Genomic DNA, 23,151 nt, shown 5'->3' on the forward strand with positions numbered 1-23,151 from the left:
CCAGTGCCGATTCATCGAGCCCTGGCGCGATGTGCCCTTCGAGAATCGTGAGTATCCGTTCAGCCCCCGCGCGGTCGCTTCCCGCCTCTCCTGTCGAGGTCCCTCCCTTGCGAATCTGTCTCGTCTCCAAGTCGCTCGCGCCATTCACCGGGGGCGACCTCGGCGAGTACGCATCGCGCATGGCCCGGGCCCTCGCCGACGCGGGGCATGAGGTCCACGTCCTCACCGCGTCACAGCCGGGCCTCGCCGTGCCCGCCGCACAGGAGCTTCCGGGCGTGCACCTCCACCTCGTGGGGCCACTGCCTCCCGCGCTCGGAGGTGCCTTCCCGCACGCCCCCCTCCGCCATGCGATGCAGGCGTACGAGACGCTGCGCGCACTGCACACGCGGCACGCCTTCGACGTCATCGAGTTCCCCGAGCGCGAGTGTGAAGGCGTGTTCGCCATTCGAGCGAAGCGCACGCTGGGCCACTTCGCCTCCGCCGTGCTCGCGGTCCGCCTGCACACGCCCACCGCGGACCTCCAGCAACTCAACCGCGTCGCCGCGCTCACGCTGGACACCGCACAGCAGGAGTTCTTCGAGGCCGCCTCCATCCGCGAGGCGGACCTGCGCCTCTCTCCGACTCGCGCATTGCTGGAGCGGCTCGGCCTCGGCGATACGGGCGTGGTGGTGCCCTCGCCGTTCGCACGTGCCCTCCCGTCAGTCGCGTCCGCGCCACCGGAGACGCCACCGCGAGTGCTGTACGCCGGCCCCCTGGAGTACCGGAAGGGTCTCCATGTGCTCATCGCCGCGATGCAGTCCCTCTTCGAGAAGGGGCTGCGCGCGGAGGTGTGGCTCCTCGGTGAAGACACGCCCACCGGGCCCGGAGGGCGCTCGCTGCGTCAGTGGCTGGAGCGCGGCATCCTCCCTGCCTGGAAGCACTGCTTCCACTTCGAGCCGCGCCCCACGGAGTCCCAGCTCACACAGGCTCTCGCCAGCGCGACGGTGTGCTGCCTTCCCTCGCTCTGGGACAACCTCCCCGATGAGCTGCTGGAGGCCATGGCCGCCGGCTGTCCCGTGGTGGCCAGCGACGCGGGCGGCATGGCGGAGCTCCTCGAGGACGGCCGGAGCGGACGCCTCTTCCGCTCCGGTGACGTGGCCCACCTCGCCTCCGTGCTGGAGCAGGCCCTCGGCACGCCGGCGCTGAAGGACTCCGCGCGCGAGCTCGCTCCCGCTCGCGTCGCCAGCCACTGCGCCCCGGCCCACGTCGTGAAGCAGTTCGAGGCGGCCGTGGCCCGGGTGGCCCCCACGCAGCCCGCGAAGCCGACGGCACCCCGGACGCGCGGTCCCGGCTCGCCGCGCGTGTCCTTCCTGGTCCCCTACTTCAACATGGGGCGCTACCTACCGGAGACGCTGCGCTCCATCCGCGCGCAGACCTTCACGGACTACGAAATCGTCCTCGTGGACGACGGCTCCACGGACGCGGAGAGCCTCGCGCTGCTGGACACGCTCCAGGCGCCGGACCTGCGCCTCGTCCGCAAGCCCAACGGCGGGCTCAGCTCCGCGCGCAACGCGGGCCTCCAGGCCGCCCGGGGCCACTACGTCCTGCCCCTGGACCCGGACGACCTCATCGAGCCCACCTTCCTGGAGAAGGCCGTCGCCGTCATGGAGGCCACGCCGGAGCTGGCCTACGTCACGTCCCTCGTCGCCTACTTCCGCGAGTCGCCGGACAACCTCGTGGGCGGCTGGGTGCCCTCGGGCCTGGACCGTGACGCGCTGTGGGTGGTCAACGTGGCCTCCACGTGTACGGCCCTCATGGAGCGCAAGCTCCTCCTGGAGCTCGGCGGCTACGACGAGTGGCTCACCTCGTACGAGGACTGGGACGTCTTCTCGCGGATGGCGGAGCGCGGACTGACGGGTACCGTCATCCCCGAGTTCCTCTTCCTGTACCGGCTGCGCCACGACTCGATGACGCACTCGCTGCGGCTGAACGAGCGCCAGCAGATGCTGGCCTGGTTGAGCCAGAAGCACCCCGCGCTGGCACTGGACGCGGGGCGCGCGCTGCGCATCCAGCAGGGCGAGGCCCACCGTCTCGAAGCCCGCCTCCAGGGAGAAATCCAGGCGGCCATTCCCCAGCCGCTGTTGAACCGGGTGGCGGACCGGGTGAATGGCACCCTCAAGCGGTTCGACTTCCTGCACCACACGCTGAAGCGCGCGGCCCGCGTGGTGGCACCGGACGAGTCCCGCCCCATCCGCCACCAGCTCATGGACCGCTTCCGCCTCCGTGGCGGGAAGTGACGGGCGGGCCTACTTCCCCGCGTTGACCTGGTCCCCCACCAGCGGGGACACCGGCGAGGACTCCGGGAGCGAGATGACCGGAGCGCTCGGGCCACCACTCCCGCCACCCTTCCCACCGGAAGCGCGCGAGGCACTCCGGTTCATCAGCGAGCGGAGCCGCAAGCCCAGCAGCGCCGCGGACACCTTGGTCATGAAGCGCAGGCTCTTGAGGCCGCTGAGGCTGGACGTGCCCGTGGTGCGCGGACTCATCGTCACGCCGAACTCCTGCACGCGCAGGCCGGCCAGCGTGACGAGCGCGATGGACTCCGGCTCGGGGTACTCGTCCGGCATCAACTGGAGCAGCGTGCCCATGGCCCGCCGCGAGTAGACGCGGAAGCCCGACGTCGGGTCCGACACGCGCGCCGGAGCGCCGAACATGCCCAGCAGCGTGGTGATGACGACGCCGCCCGTGCGCCGCAGGCGGGTGGTGCTGGCCAGCGTGTCCTGCCCCCCGGCCACGCCGCTGAAGCGCGAGCCGATGAGCATGTCCGTCTCGCGCTCGCGGGCCGCGCGCACGAGGTCGGGAATGCTCTCGATGGGATGCTGCCCGTCCGAGTCACACTGCACGGCGAAGTCGGCGCCGGTGCCCTGGGCCACGAGGAAGCCGGTGCGCAGGCCGCCGGAGACGCCGATGTTGGTGTGATGGGTGACGTGGTTGCGGGGCGCCAGGCGCCGCAGCACCTCGGGCGTGGCGTCGACGGAGCCGTCGTTGACGATGCAGAAGTCCAGGTCGAGGTCCGGCGTGGCGCGCTGGAGGGCGGTGAGGCGCGGCACCAGGACGGGCAGGCTCGCGGACTCGTTGTAGCAGGGCAGCACCACCAGCACGCGGGTGCGCGTGTCGCCGGGCTCGCGCACGCGCTCCGGGAAGGACTGGGCCGCGATGGAGGACACCATGCGGACCACCTGCCGCTGCATGCGCGCGTTCTCGGAGTACTGCTCGAGCATCTGCACGAACAGGAACATCGTCAGCCCGGCCAGCACCATGTTGCTGACCAGGGTGATGCCGAGCAGGTGCGCCACCGGCAGGAGCCAGTCTGGACGGATGGCCGCCAGGACGATGAAGCCGCTGACGAGGTACCACGTCACCGAGTGCCGTGCCGCCAGTCGCGCACCGAACTGGGACAGGACGAGGAACATGACGGCGACGACGAGGACGATGAACGGTAGCGACATGCCGGAATTTCCCACGGCAGGATCCCGATGTTGGCCCCAGGCCCCGGCCCGCCTGAATGCCCACACCAGGATTGCGTTGGCCCCCCTCCGTACGGCACTCAGCCAGCGAATGCAATCCCCCGGTACCACCGCGCGGATTCTCTCGCGTGCCCCTCGGCCTCCAGGCACGGAAGCATCCCCGGTGCGCAGAGGATGGAATGGGACAGCCGCCTCGGAGCGCGAGGCCCCTCGCTCGGCCACCGTGCCAGGGGCCATGCCAATGCCAGTCCCGCGTGCCGGTGCCACGGCGTATGCCGTAAGAGACCCACGCCCATTTCGCTGATAGCTTGTCGCCCCCCTGCCGGGCGGCACGCGCTCCCGGCCTCGGACAACTCCATGTCAGACTTCACGTCCCCATCCCCCGCCCCCAGGAGCCACGCCCGGAGCGTGTGGCACATCGCGGGGAGCCTCCTGCTGGCCGCCGCGGCGACGTGGGCTGGAGCCAGCCACGTGCTCTCGCCCGAGACTCCCTGGGGCATCGGCGCGTTCGTCGCGATGGCCGTGGTCACCCTGGCCCTGGGCCATGCCCTCCACTGGTGGGTGCTCCCCTCCACGCGCCAGCGATTGGCCGCCTGGTCTCCGAAGGCCCGTGGCCTGTGGCTCCTCGGCTGCGTCGTCATCTCCCTCCTGCTGGCCCGGGCCATTCCCCTCCATTCGCCGCGCGGCGAGCTCGTGGTGGGAAAGCCGACGACGGCGACCCTCACCCTCACCGCCACCGGCCAGCGCAATCCACAGGCTGGCAGCAGCGAGTTGTTCGTGCTCGCGCTTCGGCGAGGGGATGGCTCCTCCGTGGACCCGTCGGAGTGGAAGCCGGAGGGTGACTGGGAGCGGCGCGACGACACCTGGGTCTCCTACCGTGCCCAGCCCGCCCGCCTTCGCTGGACGGGGCCCGTGCCGGGAGCGCTCTCCGTCGTCGTGCGGGCGCATCCCGACTCCGGCATCCTCCACTACGAATTCAATGGCGAGATGAAGGAGCTGGACCTCTACCGACCCACTGTCACAGAGGAGGTGCTGACCCTGGCGCCGCCCCGACCGGTGGGAATTGGCACGCGCCTGATGCGGCTCGCCTTCCACGCCACGCATCTGGTGGCGCTGACCGCGTTCCTGCTCATCGTGGGCCTGTGGTTGCACGCGCGGAAGCGAGGCGTCGCGGCACCCGCGCCTTCCGCGAGGGAAGGATTCCTGTATGCGATTCCGCCCTTCGCGGTGGGGCTGATGTGGTGGCTGGCCACGTTCCCGGGAATGATGAGCAGTGATTCCATCGACCAGTGGAATCAGGCGCTCTCGGGGCAATTCTATGACGCCCACCCGGTGTTCCACACCTTCCTCATCCGGATGCTCGCACGGGTGTGGGAGTCGCCCGGGGCGACGACGCTCGTGCAGGTGGTCTGCTTCGCGGCCCTGGTGGGCTGGGGCTGCGTGAGCATGCGTCAGGCGGGGCTGTCGCGCGCCGTGGCCTGGTGCTCCAGCCTCCTGGTGGCCATCGTCCCGGTGAACGGAGCGCTCGCCGCCACCCTCTGGAAGGACGTCCCCTTCAGCCTGGCCATCATGGCCCAGTGCATCCTGCTCTTCCGCGCGGCGACGCTCCCTGGCACCACCGCGCGCCCGCGCTTCTGGGTTGCCCTGGCCGTCAGCTCGGTCTTCGTGCTGCTCATGCGCCACAACGGACTTCCCGCCGTGGTGGGCGCCTTCCTGGCCGTGGTGCTCCTCGACTGGCGCCGCTTCAAGGTGGCCGCACTGGCGATGGTGCTCACCTTCGCCGTGGCGAACGGCACCCGGCGCGTCGTGTTCTACGCCTACGACGTGGTGCCAGCGGACAGCGGCATGGCCCTCGTCGGGTACCTGGGAGCGCACGTGGCGGCTGGCACCCCGCTGGACGCGACGGAGCGCGCCGTCCTCGAGGACATCCACCCGCTGGACGACCGGTGGAACTACAACTGCTTCTCCAACGTCTACACGGTCTGGGACGGCCGGTTCGACACGGGCGCGGTGTCCCGCCACCGGGACGTGCTGCCCCGGCTGACGCTGGCGCTGACGCTCCGCAATCCCACCCCCACGCTCAGGCACCTCGTCTGCGCGACGTCCATGCTCTGGAAGGTGGGGCGCGGCGACGAGCCGCTCAATGGTCCCTCAGTCCAGCGAGTCGCCCCCGACCAGTGGACCCCCATTGGCTCCGCGGGAGTCTCCCTGCCAATCATCCCCCGTTACACGCCCCTCCTGCCGGAGGCCTGGAGCCAGGGGTTGATGCGTGCACTCCACCGGACCATCTGGCCCGACCTGAACTGGTTCCTCTGGGGCCCCGCGCTTCCGCTTCACCTGGCGCTGCTGGCCTGCACCCTGGCCTGCCTCCGGAGGCGCTCGTGGCGCCCCGGGGCCGTGTTGGTGCCCTTGCTGCTGCACACGCTGGCGCTCGCCCTGTTCATCCCCTCGCAGGATGTGCGCTACCAGCTCGCGGTGTTCCTCGTCGGCTACCTCTTCCTCCCCGCGTGGCTGGTGATGCCTCGCGCCGAGGAGGCCGCGCGTCAGGCGCCCGCGGAGGACCCGGTCCGAGCAGCGCCCCCCGCGGGCGTCGCGGCCTGAGCGCGCTCGAACCACCGTCCGGTGCTCGCTGACGTCACTCGATGACCTTGCCCGCGGTACGCCGGAGCGCGCCGTGCAGGAAGGGGGCGCGTTTGAGGATGCCGTTCACCTGGTCCACCATCGTGTAGCGGAGCGGCGGCGACACGGGCGCCTGGGCCGCGCCCGCCTCGTCGCCCGTGGGCTGCACGGCCGCGCCCGCCGCGTGCTTGAGGAGCGGATGAACGAGCGGAAGCCGCTTCAGGGCCGCGTTCATGAAGTCGACCACGTCGTACCGCAGCGGCCTTTCTACCGGCGCCAATGCCTCCGTCGAAGCCGCCGAGCTCTCTGCGGCGACGGACTGGACCGCCCCATGCGGGTCCACCATGGCTTCGCGCGAGTGCGCCAGCAGCCCGAACAGCCGCATCGCCGGAGACAGGGGATGCGGTACGTTTTCAAGCAGCCGCGCGAGCGACTGGAAGTGACGGCGCCGGTCCATCTCCGGCAGCGGTGCCTCCAGGCGGCGTGTGAAGAAATGGACCTGGTTGGTCACCAGGAACCGGTGCCCGCCGTGCACCAGTCGCAGGAACAGCTCCCAGTCCTCGTAGTCACGGAGGACTTCGTTGTAGGAGTGCTTCTCCAGCGCGGAGCGGCGCAGGAGCACGCTGGGGCATGACACGCGGTTGGCCACCAGCGCATACGTCGGGCAGTCCCCCAGGAAGGTGATGAAGTCCGAGAACTGGCGCACGGCCAGCTCTTCCTCGGACTGGAAGACACCCGCGGTGGGCACGACGCCGGAATACTCGCCGTGGGCTTCCAGGGCGGCCACCGCCCGCTCGATGAACGCCGGCGCGAGACAGCCATCCGAATCCAGGGCGAGCACGTACTCCCCGCGCGCCGCGCGCAGCCCCAGGTTGCGCGCCCCGGCCAGGCCACGACGCACCGGGGAGCGGATGACGCGCAGGTACTGTCCGGATTCGGCGGCGGCCTGCTCCACCCGGTCGAGCACGTGGGCATCGAAGGCACCGGCGGACGCGTCGTCCACGATGATGATTTCCAGTTCCGGGTAGGAGCTGGTCGCCACCCCACGAATCGCCTCGGGCAGGTGGCGCCCGCGGTCCTGGTTCGTGATGACGACGCTGACGAGCGGCGGAGGCCGGGACGCGGCGGGCGCGGTGGCGGGCGCGCGCCGTGTCTCCCAGTAGGGCCGGGCGACCGTCCACTTCACCGCATCCAGCTCCGGCCCCTCCAGCGCCCGGCGCATCGCCGCGGCGAGCCCGTCCAGGCTGCCGTCGTACTTGTGGCAGTTGGCCCCGTCCACGAAGGGGCTGTCATCGCCAAAGGCCGGGCAGGCCGCGTTGAGGACCAGCCGGCTGCCCGCCACCGACGCTTCATAGGCGGTGAGGTTGAGCGACTCGTAGGTGGAGGGGATGACCACCACGCCGGTGCGCATCAGCGCCTCCCGGTCCGGCCCCGGCTTGACGAACAGGATGCGCCCGGTCAGGTCCGGCGGAATCAACGCCTTGACCTCCGCCAGATACTCCGGGTCGAAGCTGTGGCAGGCCAGCACCGCCTTGCCCTGGTACTCAGGCCAGCTGCGCATCACCAGCACCGCCCCCCGGACGAAGAGGTCCGGCTGCTTGAAGGGCTGGATCTTGGTGACGAACACCAGGTTGCGCTGCGTCGGCGCAAGGGCCGGTGCCGGCTGACGCGGGGGGGCGTCCATGACCACGGGCGGAAACTCCACCGTCACCTTCCGCGCCCAGGCCTCGTCGAAGCCATAGAAGCGCTGGTTGATGGCCGCGATGCACGGCAGGTGGGCCACCACCAGGTCGGCATCGAACAGCGCCTTGCGCTCGATCTCGTGCCGGCCCAGGTTCTCCACCTCCAGGGTGTTCTGCTCGTGCTGCGAGAGGATGCCGTAGCTCGAGTGCAGCCGCACGGAGAGGGTCGTCTGGGCGAAGGCCAGGCCCAGGCGCTTCTCCTGCAGCGCGCAGAAGGCCCACCCGTGGAAGTCCCCGAACTCGATGACGTCGAAGCGCAGCCCCTCGGCCTCCATCGCCTTGAGGTGGCGCATCAGGTCCAGCGACTCGCCGTGCCAGCGCGAGTCCCGGAAGGCGGCCGGGGGCGGATAGGTGCCATGCACGTCCGCGGCGCCCTGCCGCAGCTCGCGGAAGGCGCAGACATGGGCCTTGACCCGGCCATCGAAGAACAGCTCCACCCGGGACGGCTGCACCTTCACGGTGTCCGGGAAGAGGATGTGGAGCTCCACGTCCGCGTCACCGCGCAGCGAGTCCAGGATGAGGTTGTGCGTGACTCGGCCGATGCCTCCGGCGGTGAACGGATAGAGCTCGTCCGTGACGAGGCAGACGCGGGTGGGGCTCATGACTGGGTGAACTCGAGGTAGCGGTTGATGGCTTCGGCGCAGAGCGTGCGGGTGTAGTCCTCCAGCATCTGCGCGTATTCCTCCGTCGAGCGCTCACGCAGCTCGAGGACGCGCTCCAGCGCGGAGCGCATCTGTCCGAGCGACCCGGTACCGGGGACCTGGACCAGCTTCTGGAACGGATGCTCATCCAACGGGCCGAGCGTCAGCGGCCCCGTCAGGCACGCCACGCCATGCGAGAGCCCCTCCAGCGCGGTCATGGGCTGGCACTCGACGAGCGTGACATTGAGGAGCACGTCCGAGTCGCGGATGATGCTGAACAGCTCCGCGCGCTTGAGCTGCCCCACGGAGACGACAGGGCTGCGCAGCGGAAACTCTGGACGGGCCGAGAAGGCGCTGGTGACGAAGACGCGCTCAATCCCTGGCGCGGACGCCGCGACGAGCACGTTGGAGTAGAAGTTCTTCCACCAGTTGTTGGGCGTCGGGATGAAGGCGGTCCGGGTGCGGCGGGCGCGGTGGCGCTGGGACTCGGCATCCACCCGGGGCGGGAGGTTGAGCAGCACCTCCTGGTGGAGGTGCTGCGACATCTCGTACATCTCCGGCTTGACGCACGCCACGCCGTCCAGCGTGCCCGCGGCCTTCAGCGCCAGCAACCGGCTGAAGGTCTCCAGCTCGAATTCGAAGTGGAACTGCGACGTGGAGCCGTGCCACACGCAGAGCAGCTTCAGCGCGCTGCCGAACACCCGCCGAAGGAGCTGAACGACTTCCAGGGCATTGTTGGAGAACCCCTGGAAGACGACGGAGCGGATTCCCAATGTCTCGCAGGTCTCGACGATGCGCCGGTGGTCCGCCGCGGACAATGCACGGTCCGCGGTGATGCCGAGCTTGTGTCCCGGCGTATAGCCCGAGGCGGCACGGATGCCGTACCACTCCTGGTGGAAGATGTGCAGCACCCGGTCGAACCGCGAGTCCACGTGGGCCCAGGTCGTATCCAGCGGCGCATTGATGACGACCGCTTCCGGCACGGGCCTGGCAGCCCCCGAGGAGTGCGAGGGCGCCGGTGCGCTCCGAGGGGCCGCGGTGGTCTCGGCGCGGAGCTGGGCCAGGTCATCCGCGAGCGCCAGCAGCCGCTGGCGGCGGGCCGAGCGCTGCAGCTCCATGTCCAGGCGCTCGCTCAGCGCCGAGGCGCGCAGCTGCTCCGGCGAGCTCCCTTCGCGCAGTGCCTGCCCGGCCTGGTCCGTCCACGTGCGGAGCCGGGGAAGCGCCTGGAGGTGCAGCGCGTCCAGGGTCAGCGGCTGGCCCTCGTCGCGAGGCTGTTCCAGCGAGGCGAGCTTGAAGAAGCGGCGCTCCTTCACCTGATTGCGCTTGAAGACGTAGACGTCCTGGGATTCCAGCAGGCCACCGCCGTAGTGCAGGTCCCACCCTTCCGGCACGAGGTCCGCATAGGGGTGCAGCCACGAGCCCTGTGGCGAGCCGTTCTCCCAGACGCCGAAGGGAACGAGCGGGTTCTCCACCAGGCACAGCACGCCGTCCGGCCGCACCAGGCTTCCCAGTGTCTCCAGCAGCCCCGACAGACGCTCCGGCGGGTGGTGGATGAGCACGGAAACGGTGAACACCACGTCGAACTGACGTCCGCCCACCGCGGCCAGCGCATCCAGGCCGCTCACGAGCTCGAGCACGTCGAGGGGACGCCCCAGCGCGCGCTGCTCGGCCCGCATCAGCGTGGAGAGCAATTGCTCCTGCTGGCCATGGCCCCGGTTGCCGTGCTCCTGCCGGGCGCGAGTCAGCTCCCGGTAGGTATTGCCACTGGTGCCCTTCCAGGACCGGCTGCTCTCCGCCTCGCCTGTCTGGGATTGCTGTGGGCGAGGCGTGTCAGGCTCTGACACCGGAGCGATGCGCTGGCTCGGGTTGTTCTGCATTTGTAATCGTATCCCTTCTGGTACAGCCCTGAGGCAAGCGAATGCCTGCAGGACAGCCCTGCCGTCAACCCGAGCTTGTCCTCAGAGAAGACTCCCCGCCTGGCGGCCGAGCAGTCGGCGCTTCCAGGCCGAGCAGGCCCGCCATGACACGGTCTACTTCCGCCTCCCACGTGGTGCGCCGGACGCGCTCCGCGGCACTCGCCCCCAGCCGGGCTCGCAGCGAGCCGTCGGAGACGGCTTCCCGCAGCCGCGCCAGCACGCTGCTGGACGTCGGCTCCGCCAGGAGGCAGTTCTCGCCGGAGACCAGCAGCCAGCGATTGGCCGGGTTGTCATTGGTCACCACCGTCACGCCACAGGCCATCATCTCCAATGGCAGATACGAAGGGTGACGGGTGAACATGAAGCAGAGGCCCACGTCGCACTCCCGGTAGAGCGCCGCGGTACGCTCCGCCGGCAATATACCCAGATTGGTGATGAGGCCACGAACGCCGTAGGCCTCCGGGTCCCACTCCGCGCCGGCTGCGAGGATTTCCACCGCCCCACCCAGCTCGCGCTTGAGTCGGGCCAATGCGGCGAGGCCCAGCTCGAAGCCATTCCGTTCATTCCCCGGCCGCCCGTAGAAGAAGACGCGCACGGGGCCCCGGCGCGCGGGCCGGCCGGCATGGAACAGGCGCCCGTCCACGGCCGGCTCGAACCAGCATCCGTCCATGCCGTGCAGGGCCACCACGTGCTCGAAGAGGCCCGGGGTGTTGAAGATGCCGTAGAAGCCCAGGCCGTAGGTCTGCTCGGCCAGGGCGGAGGGCGTGCCCGCGGCGTGGAAGAGCGGCTCGTAGTCCTGGACGAAGTACCCGCGGAGCGCGGCGCGTGGGTGCTGGAGCACCTTGTAGGCGGACGTCCAGGCGGTGGCCATGGCCAGGTCGCACGCGGGCAACTCCCGCACCTCGTCGGGGTGTCCCAACACGCGCACGGCGCCCACCGCATCCGGGCAGATGGTGGCCACGCGCGCCTCGAAGTCCCCGGGGCGCGCGCCCGGCTGGTCGTAGATGACGAAGTCACTGCGCACGCCGTGGCGGCGGCGCATCAGGTCCGCGAAGCGGAAGATGGTGTGGATGCCGGCGTAGACGTGGCCGAAGGCCGGCACGAACCACGTGGCCGTCTCCACCCTGCCCTTCGCCCGCAGCGCCGCCAGCGCCGAGGGAGCCGCGTCACGAGAGGCCTTCGCCTGCTCGGGCGTGAAGTCCCACTCCCCCAGGTGCTCGATGAGGTGCCGCTGCGCGCGCGCCCGCTGCTCGGCCCGAGGGTCCCTCGCGCTCGGCACTTCGTGGCCCAGCGTCCGCACCGCGAGCTGCTCCCCATCCTCCGGGTGGCGGCGCAGGTCGCAGTCCGTGGACAGCAGCGACAGGTGGGGGTTGTAGAAGGGGTCGCCCCGGGGGCCCAGCCAGGGCCGATAGGCGACGTAGGACCACCAGTAGTCGCCCTCCGGAATGGAGTCCGCGCGGCGGCTGGCGGACTCGTGGTGGATGAGGCGGGCGTGCGGCGTGTACACCACCCGCAGGCCGCGCGTGTTCAGCCGCAGGCCGAGCTCCACGTCGCTGCCGCAGACCTGGAAGCGCTCGTCGAAGCCGCCAGCCTGCTCGAACACCTCCCGCCGGAGGATGACGCAGGCGCTGGTGACGGACAGCCAGTTGCGCGTCCAGTCCGTGTGCCCGAAGGGCGTGCGAATGGGGCCGTCCGGCAGGCGCCAGAAGGGGTGGCCCGCGAAGCCCGTCATCCCCACCACGACGCCGGCATGCTGCACCGTCCCCTCGGGGAAGAGCAGCTTGCACCCGACGGCGCCCACCTCGGGGCGCTGCGCCTGGGACACGAGCTCACCCAGCCACTCCGGGTCCACGACCTCCATGTCGTTGTTGAGGAAGAGCAGCAGCTCCCCCGTGGCCTGCTTCGCCGCCCAGTTGTTGATGGCCGGGTAGTTGAAGGGATGGTCCCACACCCGCTTCACCAGGCGCGGGTCCACCAACTGCTCCAGCAGGGCGAACGTCTCCGGCTGCGTGCTGTTGTTGGAGACGAGCACCACCTCGTAGTGCGGGTACGCGGTGCGGGCCAGCAGGCTGTCCATCAGGGTGCGGAGCAGGTCCGGCCGGTCCTTGAAGGGGACGATGATGGAGACCTTCGGCGTGCCCCGCACCGGATAGCGGACGCGGTAGTGCCCCGGCGCGACGCTCGTCACCTCGGCGGCTTCACCGCGCCGGGCGAGGTGCTGCTGGAGCGCCCGCACGCCCAGGTCGGCGCCCCCGGCCGGCCGGGGGGAGGGCGCGGCCTCCCGGCGGTGATAGAGCGCTCCCGGTGCGTGGCCGATGTGCTGCGTGGCCTCGCTCAGCCGCAGGGCCAGGTCGTACGACTCGGCGCCGTCGAAGCCCTCGCGCAGCCCCCCCACCTGCTCCAGCAAGGCGCGCCGCGCCACGAGGAAATGGGAGACGTAGTCGACCGAGCGCAGCAGGTCCGGGGACCAGTCCGGCTTGAAGAAGGGCGCCGAGCGGCGTCCCTCCGCATCCACCCGGTCCTCGTCGGTGTAGAGCACGTCCAACTCGGGCCGTGCCGCCAGTTCCAGCGCCACCTCGGCCAGCGCATGGGGCGCGAGCGTGTCGTCCTGGCCGAGGAAGCCCACGAACGAGCCGCGCGCGGCGCCGAGCCCGGCGTTCAGGGCCCGGGCGGCGCCCTCGCCGGCCTTCTGCGTGAGCACCCGCACCCGAGGCTCGCGCGCGGCGGCTTCCTGGAGGAGGCGGGCCAAAGCCGGGGCCGTGCCGCCATCGTCCACCAGCACCCATTCCCAGTCCGGATACACCTGGGCCTGCACGGAGGCGAGGCACGCCCGCACGGAGGCTTCGGACGCGTGGGAGAGCGCGGTGACGAGCGACAGGAGCGGCCGCGACTCCAGACGCGCGAGGGCCTCGCGTGCCGCGTCGATGCGGGCCGGCTCGTGCCGGGCGCACCAGTCCGGATAGTCCTCGAGCGAGGGCGGACGCGGAGGCGGCGTGCGCGTCCCCAGCAGGCTGGCGAGGGCGAGCGAGGCCTCGGCGTTGAAGCGCGCCTGGCGCCGCAGCACCTCGCCCCAGAGGGGCGCCGTCGCGCGAAGGGCCGCGGGCAGCTTCCGCTGCCCCAGGGGCTCGCGGAGCGCGTCCACGGAGGCCACCTGGCGCGAGGCCTCCGCCTCCGTCAGGCGCACCGGCCCGGCCGCGGCGCGCAGGGCGTCCACCATGGCCCGGTTCCACTCCGCCTGCCCCCGGAGGACTTCCTCCAGCACGGGGCCGAGCGCCGAGAGGTAGGAGCGCTTGGCCCAACCCACGAGGGCGCCGGCCACCGCGCTCCGGTGCGAGCGCACCTTCCAGCGCGTCGGGTCCACGAGGGCATCCAGCTGCGTGCCCACCCAGGAGGAAAGGTCGTCTTTCAACCCGAGGCCGCGGTGCACGGACAGGTGCTCCAGCACCTTCACGACGGCGCGGTTGAAGTCACCCTGGGGCCGGAGCATCTCCGTGTGGAAGGGCTCCAGCCCGCCCACGAAGGCCCGCTTGGCGGCCGTTACCGCGCCTCCACCCCGGGCGCGGTGCGAAGGAGGCACGGAGAAGCGGGCGGGGTCCGCCAGCCGCGCGGCTTCCTGAAGGGAGGACAGGCTCTGGCCCCCATCGGGGAGGACGCGGTGGAGTTGCTCCGTCGCGAGGCGCAGCGCGCCCTCCAGCGCGGTGCGCTCGGCGCAGTGCTCGGGCGGACACGGCCGGCGCTGCTCCAGGAGCGTGCGCAGCACGGCCACCATTTGCGCCAAGTCCCCCGGTGCTGCTGCGGCAGGCTCCTGCACTTCGTCAATGAGCTTCTGCCACATGACCCCTCGAGTCTCCGCGAGTTTCCCCAAGACGGCCCACGCTCATCCCACCTCCGCCCGAGCTACCACGTCCTGCCGGAGCGTGCCGCCCACCTGCCCCTCATGGGCCGGCTCCACCACCCACCGATGCGGGGGACGGAACACCCCCTGCTCCTCGAGCGTCGCGGCCACTTCGAAGGTGCAGCGCTCGGTGCGGCTTCCCCGCTCCGCACGCGCCGTCACCACCAGGGCGTAGGTCCCTCCGAGCAGCCCGAGCCGCTCCACCACGAAGCGCACCACGCCCGGAGACGGCAGGCCGGTGAGCGCCACGGCCTCGCGCCGGGTGCTCGTCTCGTACACCACCCGCCCATCCATCGTCTGGAAGGACACCACGAACTCCACGTTCTCCGCGGCGCGCTCCAGCTCGTAGCCAACGCGCACCTCCAGGGCCTGCTCGGGCGCGGGCACCCGCACCTCCTCGCCGCGCCCGTCCGTCAGCCGCACCTGGAGCTGGCGCACGGGCCCTTCGGAGGACTGCGCCACGGCGGGAATCTGCGGCAGCGCCCCGCCACCCTCGGTCAGGGCCGGAGGCGTGAAGACGGTCGACTGGGCCTCGGCGAGGGCCACGGCCTGCCGGTACTCGGCGGCCACCTCCGAGGGGCGCCCCACGCGGCGGATGTAGCCTCCGTCAATCCAGGCCGCCAGGTCGCACCAGCGCTCCACCGCGCCCATGTCGTGCGTGACGAGGACGATGGTCTTCCCCTGCCGCTTGAAGTCCATCATCTTGGCGAGGCTCTTCTTGCTGAAGTGCTCGTCACCCACGGCGAGGATTTCGTCGATGATGAGGATGTCCGGGTCCACGTGCGTGGCCACGGCGAAGGCCAGCCGCATGTACATGCCGCTGGAGTAGGTGCGCACCGGCTCGTCGATGAACTCGCCCAGCTCGCTGAAGGCGATGATGTCGTTCATGCGCGCCTTCACCTCCGCGCGCGACATGCCGAGGATGATGCCGTTGATGAGGATGTTCTCCCGCCCGGAGAAGTCCGGGTGGAAGCCGGCCCCCAGGTCCAGCAGCGCGGAGATGCGACCGTTTATCTCCATGCTGCCGGAGGTGGGGGCGTAGATGCCGGTGATGAGCTTGAGCAGCGTGCTCTTGCCCGAGCCATTGCGCCCGATGATGCCGACGGTGCTGCCCTTGGGGATGGTGAGGTCGATGCCGCGCAGGGCGGTGATGAGCCCCGCTTCCCTGGGCTGGCGTTGACCGCGCAGCCAGCGCAGCAGCTCGGATTTGAACGTCGTGTACTCGCCCCGGATGGTCCGCTTCCGGAAGCTCTTCACGACATTCCGCATGACGATGGCGTCCATGGATTCCTGCATGACGGCGACCTAGATGGACTCCGCGAACTCTTCGCGGCGCGCTTCGAAAATCATCGAGGCGCCCCACAGCAGGAGCACCGAGAACACGCCCACCCCGAGGAGCGGCGCGGCCTCCGGGAGACGGTGCTCGTAGAAGATGGCCTGGTACGAGGTGATGAGGCTCACCATGGGGTTGAGCGTCGTCACCAGCGTGCGCAGGCGCTCGTCCTGGATGCTGCTGAGCCGGAACAACACGGGCGTACAGAAGAACCACATCGTGAGCAGGTTGCTGACGATGTGCTGCAAATCCCGGAAGGTGACGTTGATGGCGGCCAGGATGTACGTGAGCGCCATCGTGAAGATGAGCTGGATGACCACCAGCACCGGGAAGACGATGATGTGCCACGTCGGCCACTGGCTGTAGAAGAAGCCCAGCGCCAGCATCAACGGGAGGGAGAGCAGGTAGTTGCAGAGGTTGGTGACCACCACCGTGGTGGGAAGCACCTGCGCCGGGAAGCGCACCTTCGTCATCAAATCACGCCGGTCGCTGATGGCACTCGCCCCGCCGCTGAGGGACGTGGAGAACCAGAGCCACGGCAGCAGGCCGACGAACATGAAGTAGGCGTAGTTCTCCGTGTTCTGCCGCATGACCACGGTGAACAGCAGCGCGTACACGAGCATGTGCAGTGTCGGGTTCAGGAAGGTCCACAAGAACCCCAGAATCGAGCCGCGATAGCGCGCCTTCAGCTCTCGCTGGACGAGGCTGAGCAGCAGGCCCCGGTACTGATACAGCTCACGGACGAGGCGAATCATGTGGGGGCCTTCATATAGCAGTGACAAGGGCGAGCGCGAGGAAGCGAGGCGGCCCCGCCACCCTCACGCCAGAGCGAAGGCCCGGCCGCCTGCTCAGGAGGCGGGCATGCGTGCGCACGCCCGCGGAAAAACAAAAAGGCCTCCTGGTTTCCCAGGAGGCCTTTGGATTGGAGCGGGAAAAGGGATTTGAACCCTCGACCCTCGCCTTGGCAAGGCGATGCTCTACCGCTGAGCTATTCCCGCATCAGGAAGTTCAAATTGGAGCGGGAAAAGGGATTTGAACCCTCGACCCTCGCCTTGGCAAGGCGATGCTCTACCGCTGAGCTATTCCCGCGATTTGAACTTGCTTCCTGCTGACTTCCGGCTTCGTGGTGCGGCAGGCCGAAAGCGAAGGGGGGTATACAAAGCCGTGTCTGGCCCGTCAAACACTTTTCGCGCCGGTGGGCTCGCCTCCACGCTTCGCGAGCATGGCGAGGAACGCCCGGAAATAGACAACGGCGCTCCAGACGGAGAAGGCGCCCGACAGGTAGACGAGCACCTTGCCCACGAGGTTGTAGTCCACGGGCACCGACATGGAGCCGAGCTCCAGCGGATGCACGTAGTGGACGCAGAGTGAAATGATGCCCACGAGCTGGAGGGACGTCTTCCACTTCCCCTCCTGTCCCGCGGCGATGACCATGCCCTCGCTGGCGGCGATGGTGCGCAGGCCGCTGACGATGAGCTCGCGCGCGAGCAGGACGATGACGACCCACGCGGCGATGCGCCCCAGGCGGACCATCATGACGAGGGCCGCCATGGCGATGAGCTTGTCGGCGAGCGGGTCCATGAACTTGCCGACGACGGTGATGAGGTTCCACTTGCGCGCCAGGTAGCCGTCGATCACGTCGGTGATGGAGGCCACGGCGAAGACGAGCCCCGCCCAGAGGGAGTTGAGGGGGTCCGCGTCGTAGGTGAGCCAGACGAAGAGCGGGATGAGGAAGATGCGCCCCAGCGTGAGCATGTTGGGCAGGTTCCAGAACTCCTGCACCAACACGCTGGGCTTGCGCTCCGCACGGCGGCGCTCCCGCTCCTCGCGCTTCAGCTTCTTCCGGGTCGCTCGGTCCGAGGCCATGGCACGCACCTTCTAGCGGACACCGAGGGCGATGAGGGCAAAACCTTCACCGCCCAACTCCACCGCCGTGCGGAGCACCTCGCCCGTGGGGGACTTGAGCAGGGGCACCACGCGAGGCGTGAGGTTGCCCTGCCAGCCCACCAGGTGCGTCAGCGGCACCGTCACCGAGCCCGACTGCCCCACCGGCACCGAGCGCAGCGGCCCGGGCAGGCTCAACAGCACCCTCCCCTGCCCGCGCAGGTGCACGAGGTCCAGGTCCGGGGCGATGTCCGACGGCACGCGTCCGTTCTCGAACATCACCGGCTCCTCGAAGGCGAAGACGCACTCGTCGCGGAAGTAGGCGGAGTCCTCGCCCAGGTCCACCGCGAGGAAGGTGCGCTTGTCGGAAGGCTCCACGTAGAGGATGCCCCGGCCCTTCGCGCGCACCATGCGCGCCGCGCCCTCGCCGAAGGACTTGTCGGTGGCCCGGCCGCGGAAGCGCTTCATCTCTGGCTGGAAGGAGAGCTGGCCGCTGAGGGCCACGAGCCCGTCCAGCCGCGTCAGCAGCTCGCCGTCCACCGCCACGGAGAAGCTGCCCTCGCCGAGGAGGAAGGGATGTGCGGCGTCCGCTCCGGCCAGCGCGATGGCCGGAGCGAGGACCGCCAGCGGCGGCACGGTGGCGCCCGTGGGTTCCGCCGCGCCTCCGGGGCCGGCCTCGGTCGAAGGGGCGCCAGTCCCAGCGGCGGGGGCTCCCGCGATGGCCGCTCCCACCGGGGCGGAAGGAATCCCGGAGAGCGTCGCTCCCGAGGCCGTCGGGGCGGAGCGCATGCCGGAGATCGCGGCGCCCGAGGCTGCGGGAACGGACGATGTAGCGGAGACGGCCGCGCCCGAGGCCGACGGTGCGGAGGACGTGGCGGAGACCGCCGCACCTGTGGCCGCCGGAACGGAAGACGTGGCGGAGACGGCCTTGCCCGAGGCGGCTGACGCAGCAGTCGGGCCCGCGTCCGTGGCCCTGGGCACCATGCCAGCGGGCTTCGCCGCGGCGGCGCGCGCGAGCTGCAGCCGGGTCAGCGGCACCGGAGTCAACGGCACGCTCGCGGCGAGCGCGGCGGAGGTCTCATCGAAGGCGGACTCCGGTGGCGACTCGTGCTGCGCCTCCATCGCCAGCTCCTCCGCGTCCTCGGGCGTCGCGGTGAGCACCGGCATCTCCGTCCCACCCGACGACAGGGCGCTCGGCCCCTCGTCCTCGGCGAGGCGGATCTCCTCCTCTTCCGGCTCCCGTGCCGCGGGCGCAGGGGCCGCCGGCTTCGCCTTCGCGTCCAGCCCGGGCTGCGCGCGCGGAGGCTCGGCGGCGACAGGCTCTCCGCCCTGCTCGCTGCCTTCCAGCTCGGCGAAGCCACGCGCCCTCGCGGGCTGCACGGGCGCGGGCCGTGAGTAGCCCTCGCCGGCAATCGCGCGCGTCATCTTCTCCGCCATGGCGTCGCTGCCAGCGAGGAGGAAGTGCTCGCGCGCGCGGCCGTACTCGCCCATCTGCGCGAGCGTCAGGCCCAGGTAGTTCTGCGCCTTCTGGTGCTCGGGGGCGAGGTCCGTGGCCGTCTCGAACTCGCGCGCGGCGCGCTGGAGCGCGTTCGTCTTCAGGTACACGAGCCCCAGGTTGACCCGTAGCGTCGGGTCCACCGGGTTGTCGCGTACCAGCATCTCGTACAGCTCCGCCGCCCGGTCGAACATGCCGAGCTTGAAGTAGCAGAGGCCCAACAGGTTCTGCGCCTTCTCCTGGCGAGGTTGGAGCTGGTGGGCGCGCTCCAGGAACTCCTTCGCCTCGATGACCTTGCCGGCGGCCAGCAGCTCGCCACCGCGGTAGAGCTGTTGGAGGTACTCGTCGTCAGCGGGGCTCGTCTCCCCCCGCCCCTTCGCGCGCGTCGTCATTCTGGGATGTGGGCTCGCGGGGACCGCTCTCGTCGGTCCGCTCGCGCTCCTTGTAGTGGAAGTAGAGCTGGAGCACCTTGCGCACGTACCCCTGCGTCTCCTCGTAGGGAGGCACCTTGCCGCCGTAGCGCCTCACCGCCTCGGGGCCGGCGTTGTACGCGGCAATCATCTTCACCATGTCGCCGTCGAACATGTTGGCGAGCACGCGCAGGTAGCGCACGCCGCCCTCGATGTTGTCGCGCTCGTCGAAGATGTCCTTCACGTACATGTCCGACGCCGTGGCCGGCATGAGCTGCATCAGCCCGCTGGCGCCCTTGTTGCTGAGCGCGTTGGGGTTGAAGTTGCTCTCGGTGTGCATGATGGCGCGCACCAGCGCCGTCGGAATCCGGTAGCGCTGCGCCGCGGCCGCGATGTGCGGGTCCAGCTCCGGCGGCGTCTTCTTGCGCCCCACCACGGGCGCCGACTTGGTGGGGGCCGGCGTGAAGGAACCCTTGAGCTGCTTCGCCTTCTTGGCGCCGGAGGGCGGGACGTTCGTATAGACGATGGTCCCGTCCTTCTCGACGTAGCGATAGATGGACTCGGCCGCCCCCGCCGTCAGCGGCAGGCCCAGCAGGAGGGCGGTTGCGAGGAGCGCGGAAAGGGCACGCATATCGGCAGCCCTCAACCTTAGACAAGCGCCGGAAAGTCCTCAAGAAAACGCCTTGTTTCCAGCACTTACAGCCATTAAGGCTGTCCACCATGCCCCATCGGTTCGACTTTCTCGTCCTCGGCAGCGGCGTGGCGGGTCTCTCGTTCGCCCTCCAGGCAGCCCGGCACGGCACGGTGGCCGTCCTCGCGAAGCGGGAGCGGGGTGAGAGCAACACCGCCTATGCGCAGGGTGGCATCGCCAGCGTGCTCGCCCCCACGGACAGCTTCGACGCCCACATCCAGGACACCCTGGTGGCCGGCGCGGGCCTGTGCCACCAGGACGCGGTGGAAGTCACGGTGAAGGAAGGTCCCGCGCGCGTGCGTGAGCTCGTGCAGTTGGGCGCGGACTTCAACAAGCATGTCTCCGGCGAGTTCGACCTGACGCGCGAGGGCGGCCACTCCGCGCGGCGCATCATCCACGCCGGGGACATCACCGGCCGCGAGGTGCAGCGCGCGCTGCTGGCCGCGTGTGACGACACGCCCAACATCACCTTCTTCGCGCACACGGCCGCCATCGACCTCATCCTGGACCGGCGCACGCCGAACCCGGGCGCCCACCGGTGCCTGGGCGCGTACGCGCTGCTGGACAACGGCAGCATCGAGCGCTTCCTGGCCAAGGTGACGGTGCTGGCCACCGGCGGCGCGGGCAAGGTGTACCTCTACACGTCCAACCCGGACGTGGCCACGGGCGACGGCGTCGCCATGGCGTACCGCGCGGGCGCGCGGGTGGCGAACATGGAGTTCTACCAGTTCCACCCCACCTGCCTGTACCACCCGGAGGCCAAGAGCTTCCTCATCAGCGAGGCGCTGCGCGGCGAGGGCGGCAAGCTGCGCCTCAAGGGCGGCGCTACCTTCATGGAGCGCTACCACCCCATGGGCGCGCTCGCCCCGCGCGACGTGGTGGCGCGCGCCATCGACGCGGAGATGAAGCGCACCGGCGACGAGTGCGTGTACCTGGACATGACGCACCTGGGCCGCGCCTTCCTCACCGAGCGCTTCCCCAACATCTACGCCACCTGCAAGGCCTTCAACATCGACATGGCGGTGCAGCCCATCCCCGTGGTGCCCGCGGCCCACTACCAGTGCGGCGGCGTCGTCACGGATTTGGACGGGCGCACCAGCGTGCCGGGGCTCTACGCCATCGGCGAGGTGGCCTGCACCGGCCTGCACGGCGCCAACCGGCTCGCGTCCAACTCGCTGCTGGAGGGGCTGGTGTTCGGCCACCGCGCGGTGAAGGTGGCGACGGAGGAGATGGCCGGCCTGCCCGTGCGCGCCGAGGACCCGCCGGCCTGGGACGCGGGCAGCGCGGTGGAGTCCGACGAGAGCGTCGTCGTCAGCCACAACTGGGACGAGATTCGCCGACTCATGTGGAACTACGTGGGCATCGTCCGCACGGACAAGCGGCTGATGCGAGCGCGGCGCCGGCTGGAGCTGTTGCGCGAGGAGATTCGCGACTACTACTGGCACTTCAAGGTGACTCGCGACGTCATCGAGCTGCGCAACATCGCCGAGGTGGCCTACCTCATCGTCGACTGCGCCAGCCGCCGCAAGGAGAGCCGCGGCCTGCACTTCACGCTCGACTACCCGCACACCGACGACCACCACTGGCTGCGCGACACCGTCCTCTCCCGGGAGCTGTGAGCGACCATGGGGTCCCGCTCGCGCGGCAGCATCCTGGATTCGCTCCCTGGCCCTGGCGGCCCCGGTGACGGGGACGGCGGGCCACCTCCGCATGGTGGGCCTCCTCCTCCGGAAGCGCCACCTCCGCCGCCGGCGGGCCCCCTGCCCCGCCCTTGGGTGAGCCAGGCTCTCCTCGTCGTCGCGGTGGCGCTCTTCGTGGCGGAGCGATTCCTCCCGTTGTCGCAGTACATCGTCGTGGACGGCGTGCGGGTGGGCCGGCTGCCCCCGCTGGGGCTGTACGGGCCCGCCGTGCAGGCCGGGCAGTACTGGCGGCTGGTGGGCGCGGTGTTCGAGCACGGTGGCCTGCTGCACCTCGTCTTCAACATGTCCGTGGTGGTGACGCTCGGCTTCACGCTGGAGCGCGGCATCGGCAGCCTGCGCTTCCTGGGGCTGTCGCTCGTCGCCGCGCTGGGGGCGTCCACGTTCTCGCTCCTCTTCGACTTCGACGTCCCCACGGTGGGCGCGTCGGGGATGATTCTGGGGTGGGCGGGCGCCATGCTCCCCATCTCCACGCAGCAGGGCCGCAGGGAGCTGTTCATCTGGCTGGCGCAGGTGGCCGTGCTGAGCTTCCTGCCCTTCGTGAGCTGGTCCGGCCACCTCGGCGGCTTCCTCTTCGGACTGCCGTGCGGGCTGGCCCTGCGCATGGGACGCCGGGTGTATGCGCGCGCCCTGCCCATCCTCCTCTTCCTCAGCGTGGTGGTGGCCGTCGTCGCGGCCCACCCCGAGCGCCGTGGGGGCCTCTGACATGGAAGTGAAGAGCGTCTGTGTGTTCTGCGGCTCGCGCCCCGGCGCGCGGCCCGAGTACGTCGAGGCCGCCACGCGCATGGGGGCGGAGCTGGCCCGGCGTGGCCTGACGCTCGTCTACGGCGGCGCCAGCGTGGGCGTCATGGGCGCGGTGGCGGACGCCGCGCTGTCCGCGGGCGGCAGCGTGGTGGGCATCATCCCCGGCTTCATGGGGCCGAAGGAGATTGCCCACAAGGGCCTCACCGAGCTGCACACCGTGGGCTCCATGCACGAGCGCAAGGCGCTGATGGCGGAGCGCTCGGACGCCTTCGTCGCTCTGCCCGGCGGCTTCGGCACGCTGGACGAGCTCTTCGAAATCGTCACCTGGGCCCAGCTCGGCCTGCACCGCAAGCCCATGGGGCTGTTGGACACGCGGGGCTACTTCCAGCCGCTCGTGGCCATGGCCCGGCACATGGCGCAGGAGGGCTTCGTCCCGGAGGCGCAGGCCGTGCCCTTCGCGGTGAGCGCCTCGCCGTCGGTGCTGGTGGACCGGCTGCTGGCCGGCCCCACCCTGCCGCCCGTGGAGAAGTGGCTGAGGCGCGGCAACCAGACGTGAGGCCCCACGGGGCCCCTTCGTC

The 23,151-nt window shown here is 70.3% G+C and carries 14 protein-coding genes and 2 tRNA genes; 5 read left to right on the top strand and 11 right to left on the bottom strand.

The features are described 5' to 3' along the window. The first annotated feature begins 107 nt into the window (after positions 1–107). Positions 108–2,276 (top strand): glycosyltransferase, encoded by a 2,169-nt coding sequence (locus ACVTJA_RS33635; protein WP_465825672.1) that lies wholly within the window; start codon positions 108–110, stop codon positions 2,274–2,276. A 9-nt stretch (positions 2,277–2,285) separates the two neighbouring features. On the opposite strand, the gene ACVTJA_RS33640 is transcribed toward ACVTJA_RS33635, so the two are convergent. Further along, positions 2,286–3,488 (bottom strand): DUF2304 family protein, encoded by a 1,203-nt coding sequence (locus tag ACVTJA_RS33640; RefSeq protein WP_465825673.1) that lies wholly within the window; start codon positions 3,486–3,488, stop codon positions 2,286–2,288. A gap of 426 nt (positions 3,489–3,914) precedes the next feature. Between ACVTJA_RS33640 and ACVTJA_RS33645 the strand changes: the two genes are divergently transcribed. Then, positions 3,915–6,107, top strand: coding sequence for a glycosyltransferase family protein (locus ACVTJA_RS33645; RefSeq protein WP_465825674.1), 2,193 nt, complete (start codon positions 3,915–3,917; stop codon positions 6,105–6,107). Positions 6,108–6,141: 34 nt separating this feature from the next. Here ACVTJA_RS33645 and ACVTJA_RS33650 read toward each other — a convergent pair whose 3' ends face one another. From ACVTJA_RS33650 to ACVTJA_RS33695, 10 genes are all read right to left on the bottom strand, one after another. Further along, positions 6,142–8,469: a glycosyltransferase gene (locus ACVTJA_RS33650; RefSeq protein WP_465825675.1), complete on the bottom strand. Its 2,328-nt coding sequence runs from the start codon at positions 8,467–8,469 to the stop codon at positions 6,142–6,144. Continuing rightward, on the bottom strand, positions 8,466–10,385 hold the full coding sequence (locus ACVTJA_RS33655) for a class I SAM-dependent methyltransferase (RefSeq protein WP_465825676.1): 1,920 nt from the start codon (positions 10,383–10,385) through the stop codon (positions 8,466–8,468). The genes ACVTJA_RS33650 and ACVTJA_RS33655 overlap by 4 nt, the downstream gene beginning before the upstream one ends. 64 nt (positions 10,386–10,449) lie before the next feature. Next, positions 10,450–14,259 (bottom strand): rhamnosyltransferase WsaF family glycosyltransferase, encoded by a 3,810-nt coding sequence (locus ACVTJA_RS33660; protein WP_465825677.1) that lies wholly within the window; start codon positions 14,257–14,259, stop codon positions 10,450–10,452. A gap of 42 nt (positions 14,260–14,301) precedes the next feature. Further along, positions 14,302–15,615, bottom strand: coding sequence for an ABC transporter ATP-binding protein (locus ACVTJA_RS33665; protein WP_465825678.1), 1,314 nt, complete (start codon positions 15,613–15,615; stop codon positions 14,302–14,304). Between the two features lie 9 nt (positions 15,616–15,624). Then, a complete protein-coding gene (locus ACVTJA_RS33670) occupies positions 15,625–16,407 on the bottom strand; it encodes an ABC transporter permease (RefSeq protein ID WP_465825679.1) in 783 nt (260 codons plus the stop codon). Positions 16,408–16,575: 168 nt separating this feature from the next. Beyond that, positions 16,576–16,650, bottom strand: a tRNA-Gly gene (locus tag ACVTJA_RS33675). Positions 16,651–16,666: 16 nt separating this feature from the next. Next, a tRNA-Gly gene (locus tag ACVTJA_RS33680) sits at positions 16,667–16,741 on the bottom strand. 87 nt (positions 16,742–16,828) lie between these two features. Next, positions 16,829–17,518 (bottom strand): CDP-diacylglycerol--glycerol-3-phosphate 3-phosphatidyltransferase, encoded by a 690-nt coding sequence (gene pgsA / locus ACVTJA_RS33685; RefSeq protein ID WP_465825680.1) that lies wholly within the window; start codon positions 17,516–17,518, stop codon positions 16,829–16,831. A gap of 12 nt (positions 17,519–17,530) precedes the next feature. Next, positions 17,531–19,423 (bottom strand): tetratricopeptide repeat protein, encoded by a 1,893-nt coding sequence (locus tag ACVTJA_RS33690; RefSeq protein ID WP_465825681.1) that lies wholly within the window; start codon positions 19,421–19,423, stop codon positions 17,531–17,533. Next, positions 19,380–20,072, bottom strand: coding sequence for a transglycosylase SLT domain-containing protein (locus ACVTJA_RS33695; RefSeq protein WP_465825682.1), 693 nt, complete (start codon positions 20,070–20,072; stop codon positions 19,380–19,382). The genes ACVTJA_RS33690 and ACVTJA_RS33695 overlap by 44 nt, the downstream gene beginning before the upstream one ends. An 89-nt stretch (positions 20,073–20,161) precedes the next feature. Between ACVTJA_RS33695 and nadB the strand changes: the two genes are divergently transcribed. From nadB to ACVTJA_RS33710, 3 genes are all read left to right on the top strand, one after another. Next, positions 20,162–21,751 carry an L-aspartate oxidase gene (gene nadB, locus ACVTJA_RS33700; RefSeq protein WP_465825683.1) on the top strand — a complete coding sequence of 530 codons (1,590 nt, stop codon included), beginning with the start codon at positions 20,162–20,164 and terminating at the stop codon, positions 21,749–21,751. 156 nt (positions 21,752–21,907) lie between these two features. Then, on the top strand, positions 21,908–22,534 hold the full coding sequence (locus tag ACVTJA_RS33705; protein ID WP_465825684.1) for a rhomboid family intramembrane serine protease: 627 nt from the start codon (positions 21,908–21,910) through the stop codon (positions 22,532–22,534). Between the two features lies 1 nt (position 22,535). Next, positions 22,536–23,129, top strand: a complete 594-nt coding sequence (locus ACVTJA_RS33710; RefSeq protein WP_465825685.1) for an LOG family protein — start codon at positions 22,536–22,538, stop codon at positions 23,127–23,129. Positions 23,130–23,151: the final 22 nt, after the last annotated feature.

It is taken from the genome of Pyxidicoccus sp. M6, from assembly GCF_055568925.1.

Coding starts and splice junctions, on each gene's coding strand:
- ACVTJA_RS33670 (WP_465825679.1), bottom strand. CDS start 16,407: ATGATTCGCCTCGTCCGTGAGCTGTATCAGTACCGGGGCCTGCTGCTC.
- ACVTJA_RS33665 (WP_465825678.1), bottom strand. CDS start 15,615: ATGCAGGAATCCATGGACGCCATCGTCATGCGGAATGTCGTGAAGAGC.
- pgsA (WP_465825680.1), bottom strand. CDS start 17,518: ATGGCCTCGGACCGAGCGACCCGGAAGAAGCTGAAGCGCGAGGAGCGG.
- ACVTJA_RS33695 (WP_465825682.1), bottom strand. CDS start 20,072: ATGCGTGCCCTTTCCGCGCTCCTCGCAACCGCCCTCCTGCTGGGCCTG.
- ACVTJA_RS33660 (WP_465825677.1), bottom strand. CDS start 14,259: ATGTGGCAGAAGCTCATTGACGAAGTGCAGGAGCCTGCCGCAGCAGCA.
- nadB (WP_465825683.1), top strand. CDS start 20,162: ATGCCCCATCGGTTCGACTTTCTCGTCCTCGGCAGCGGCGTGGCGGGT.
- ACVTJA_RS33650 (WP_465825675.1), bottom strand. CDS start 8,469: ATGAGCCCCACCCGCGTCTGCCTCGTCACGGACGAGCTCTATCCGTTC.
- ACVTJA_RS33710 (WP_465825685.1), top strand. CDS start 22,536: ATGGAAGTGAAGAGCGTCTGTGTGTTCTGCGGCTCGCGCCCCGGCGCG.
- ACVTJA_RS33655 (WP_465825676.1), bottom strand. CDS start 10,385: ATGCAGAACAACCCGAGCCAGCGCATCGCTCCGGTGTCAGAGCCTGAC.
- ACVTJA_RS33640 (WP_465825673.1), bottom strand. CDS start 3,488: ATGTCGCTACCGTTCATCGTCCTCGTCGTCGCCGTCATGTTCCTCGTC.
- ACVTJA_RS33690 (WP_465825681.1), bottom strand. CDS start 19,423: ATGACGACGCGCGCGAAGGGGCGGGGGGAGACGAGCCCCGCTGACGAC.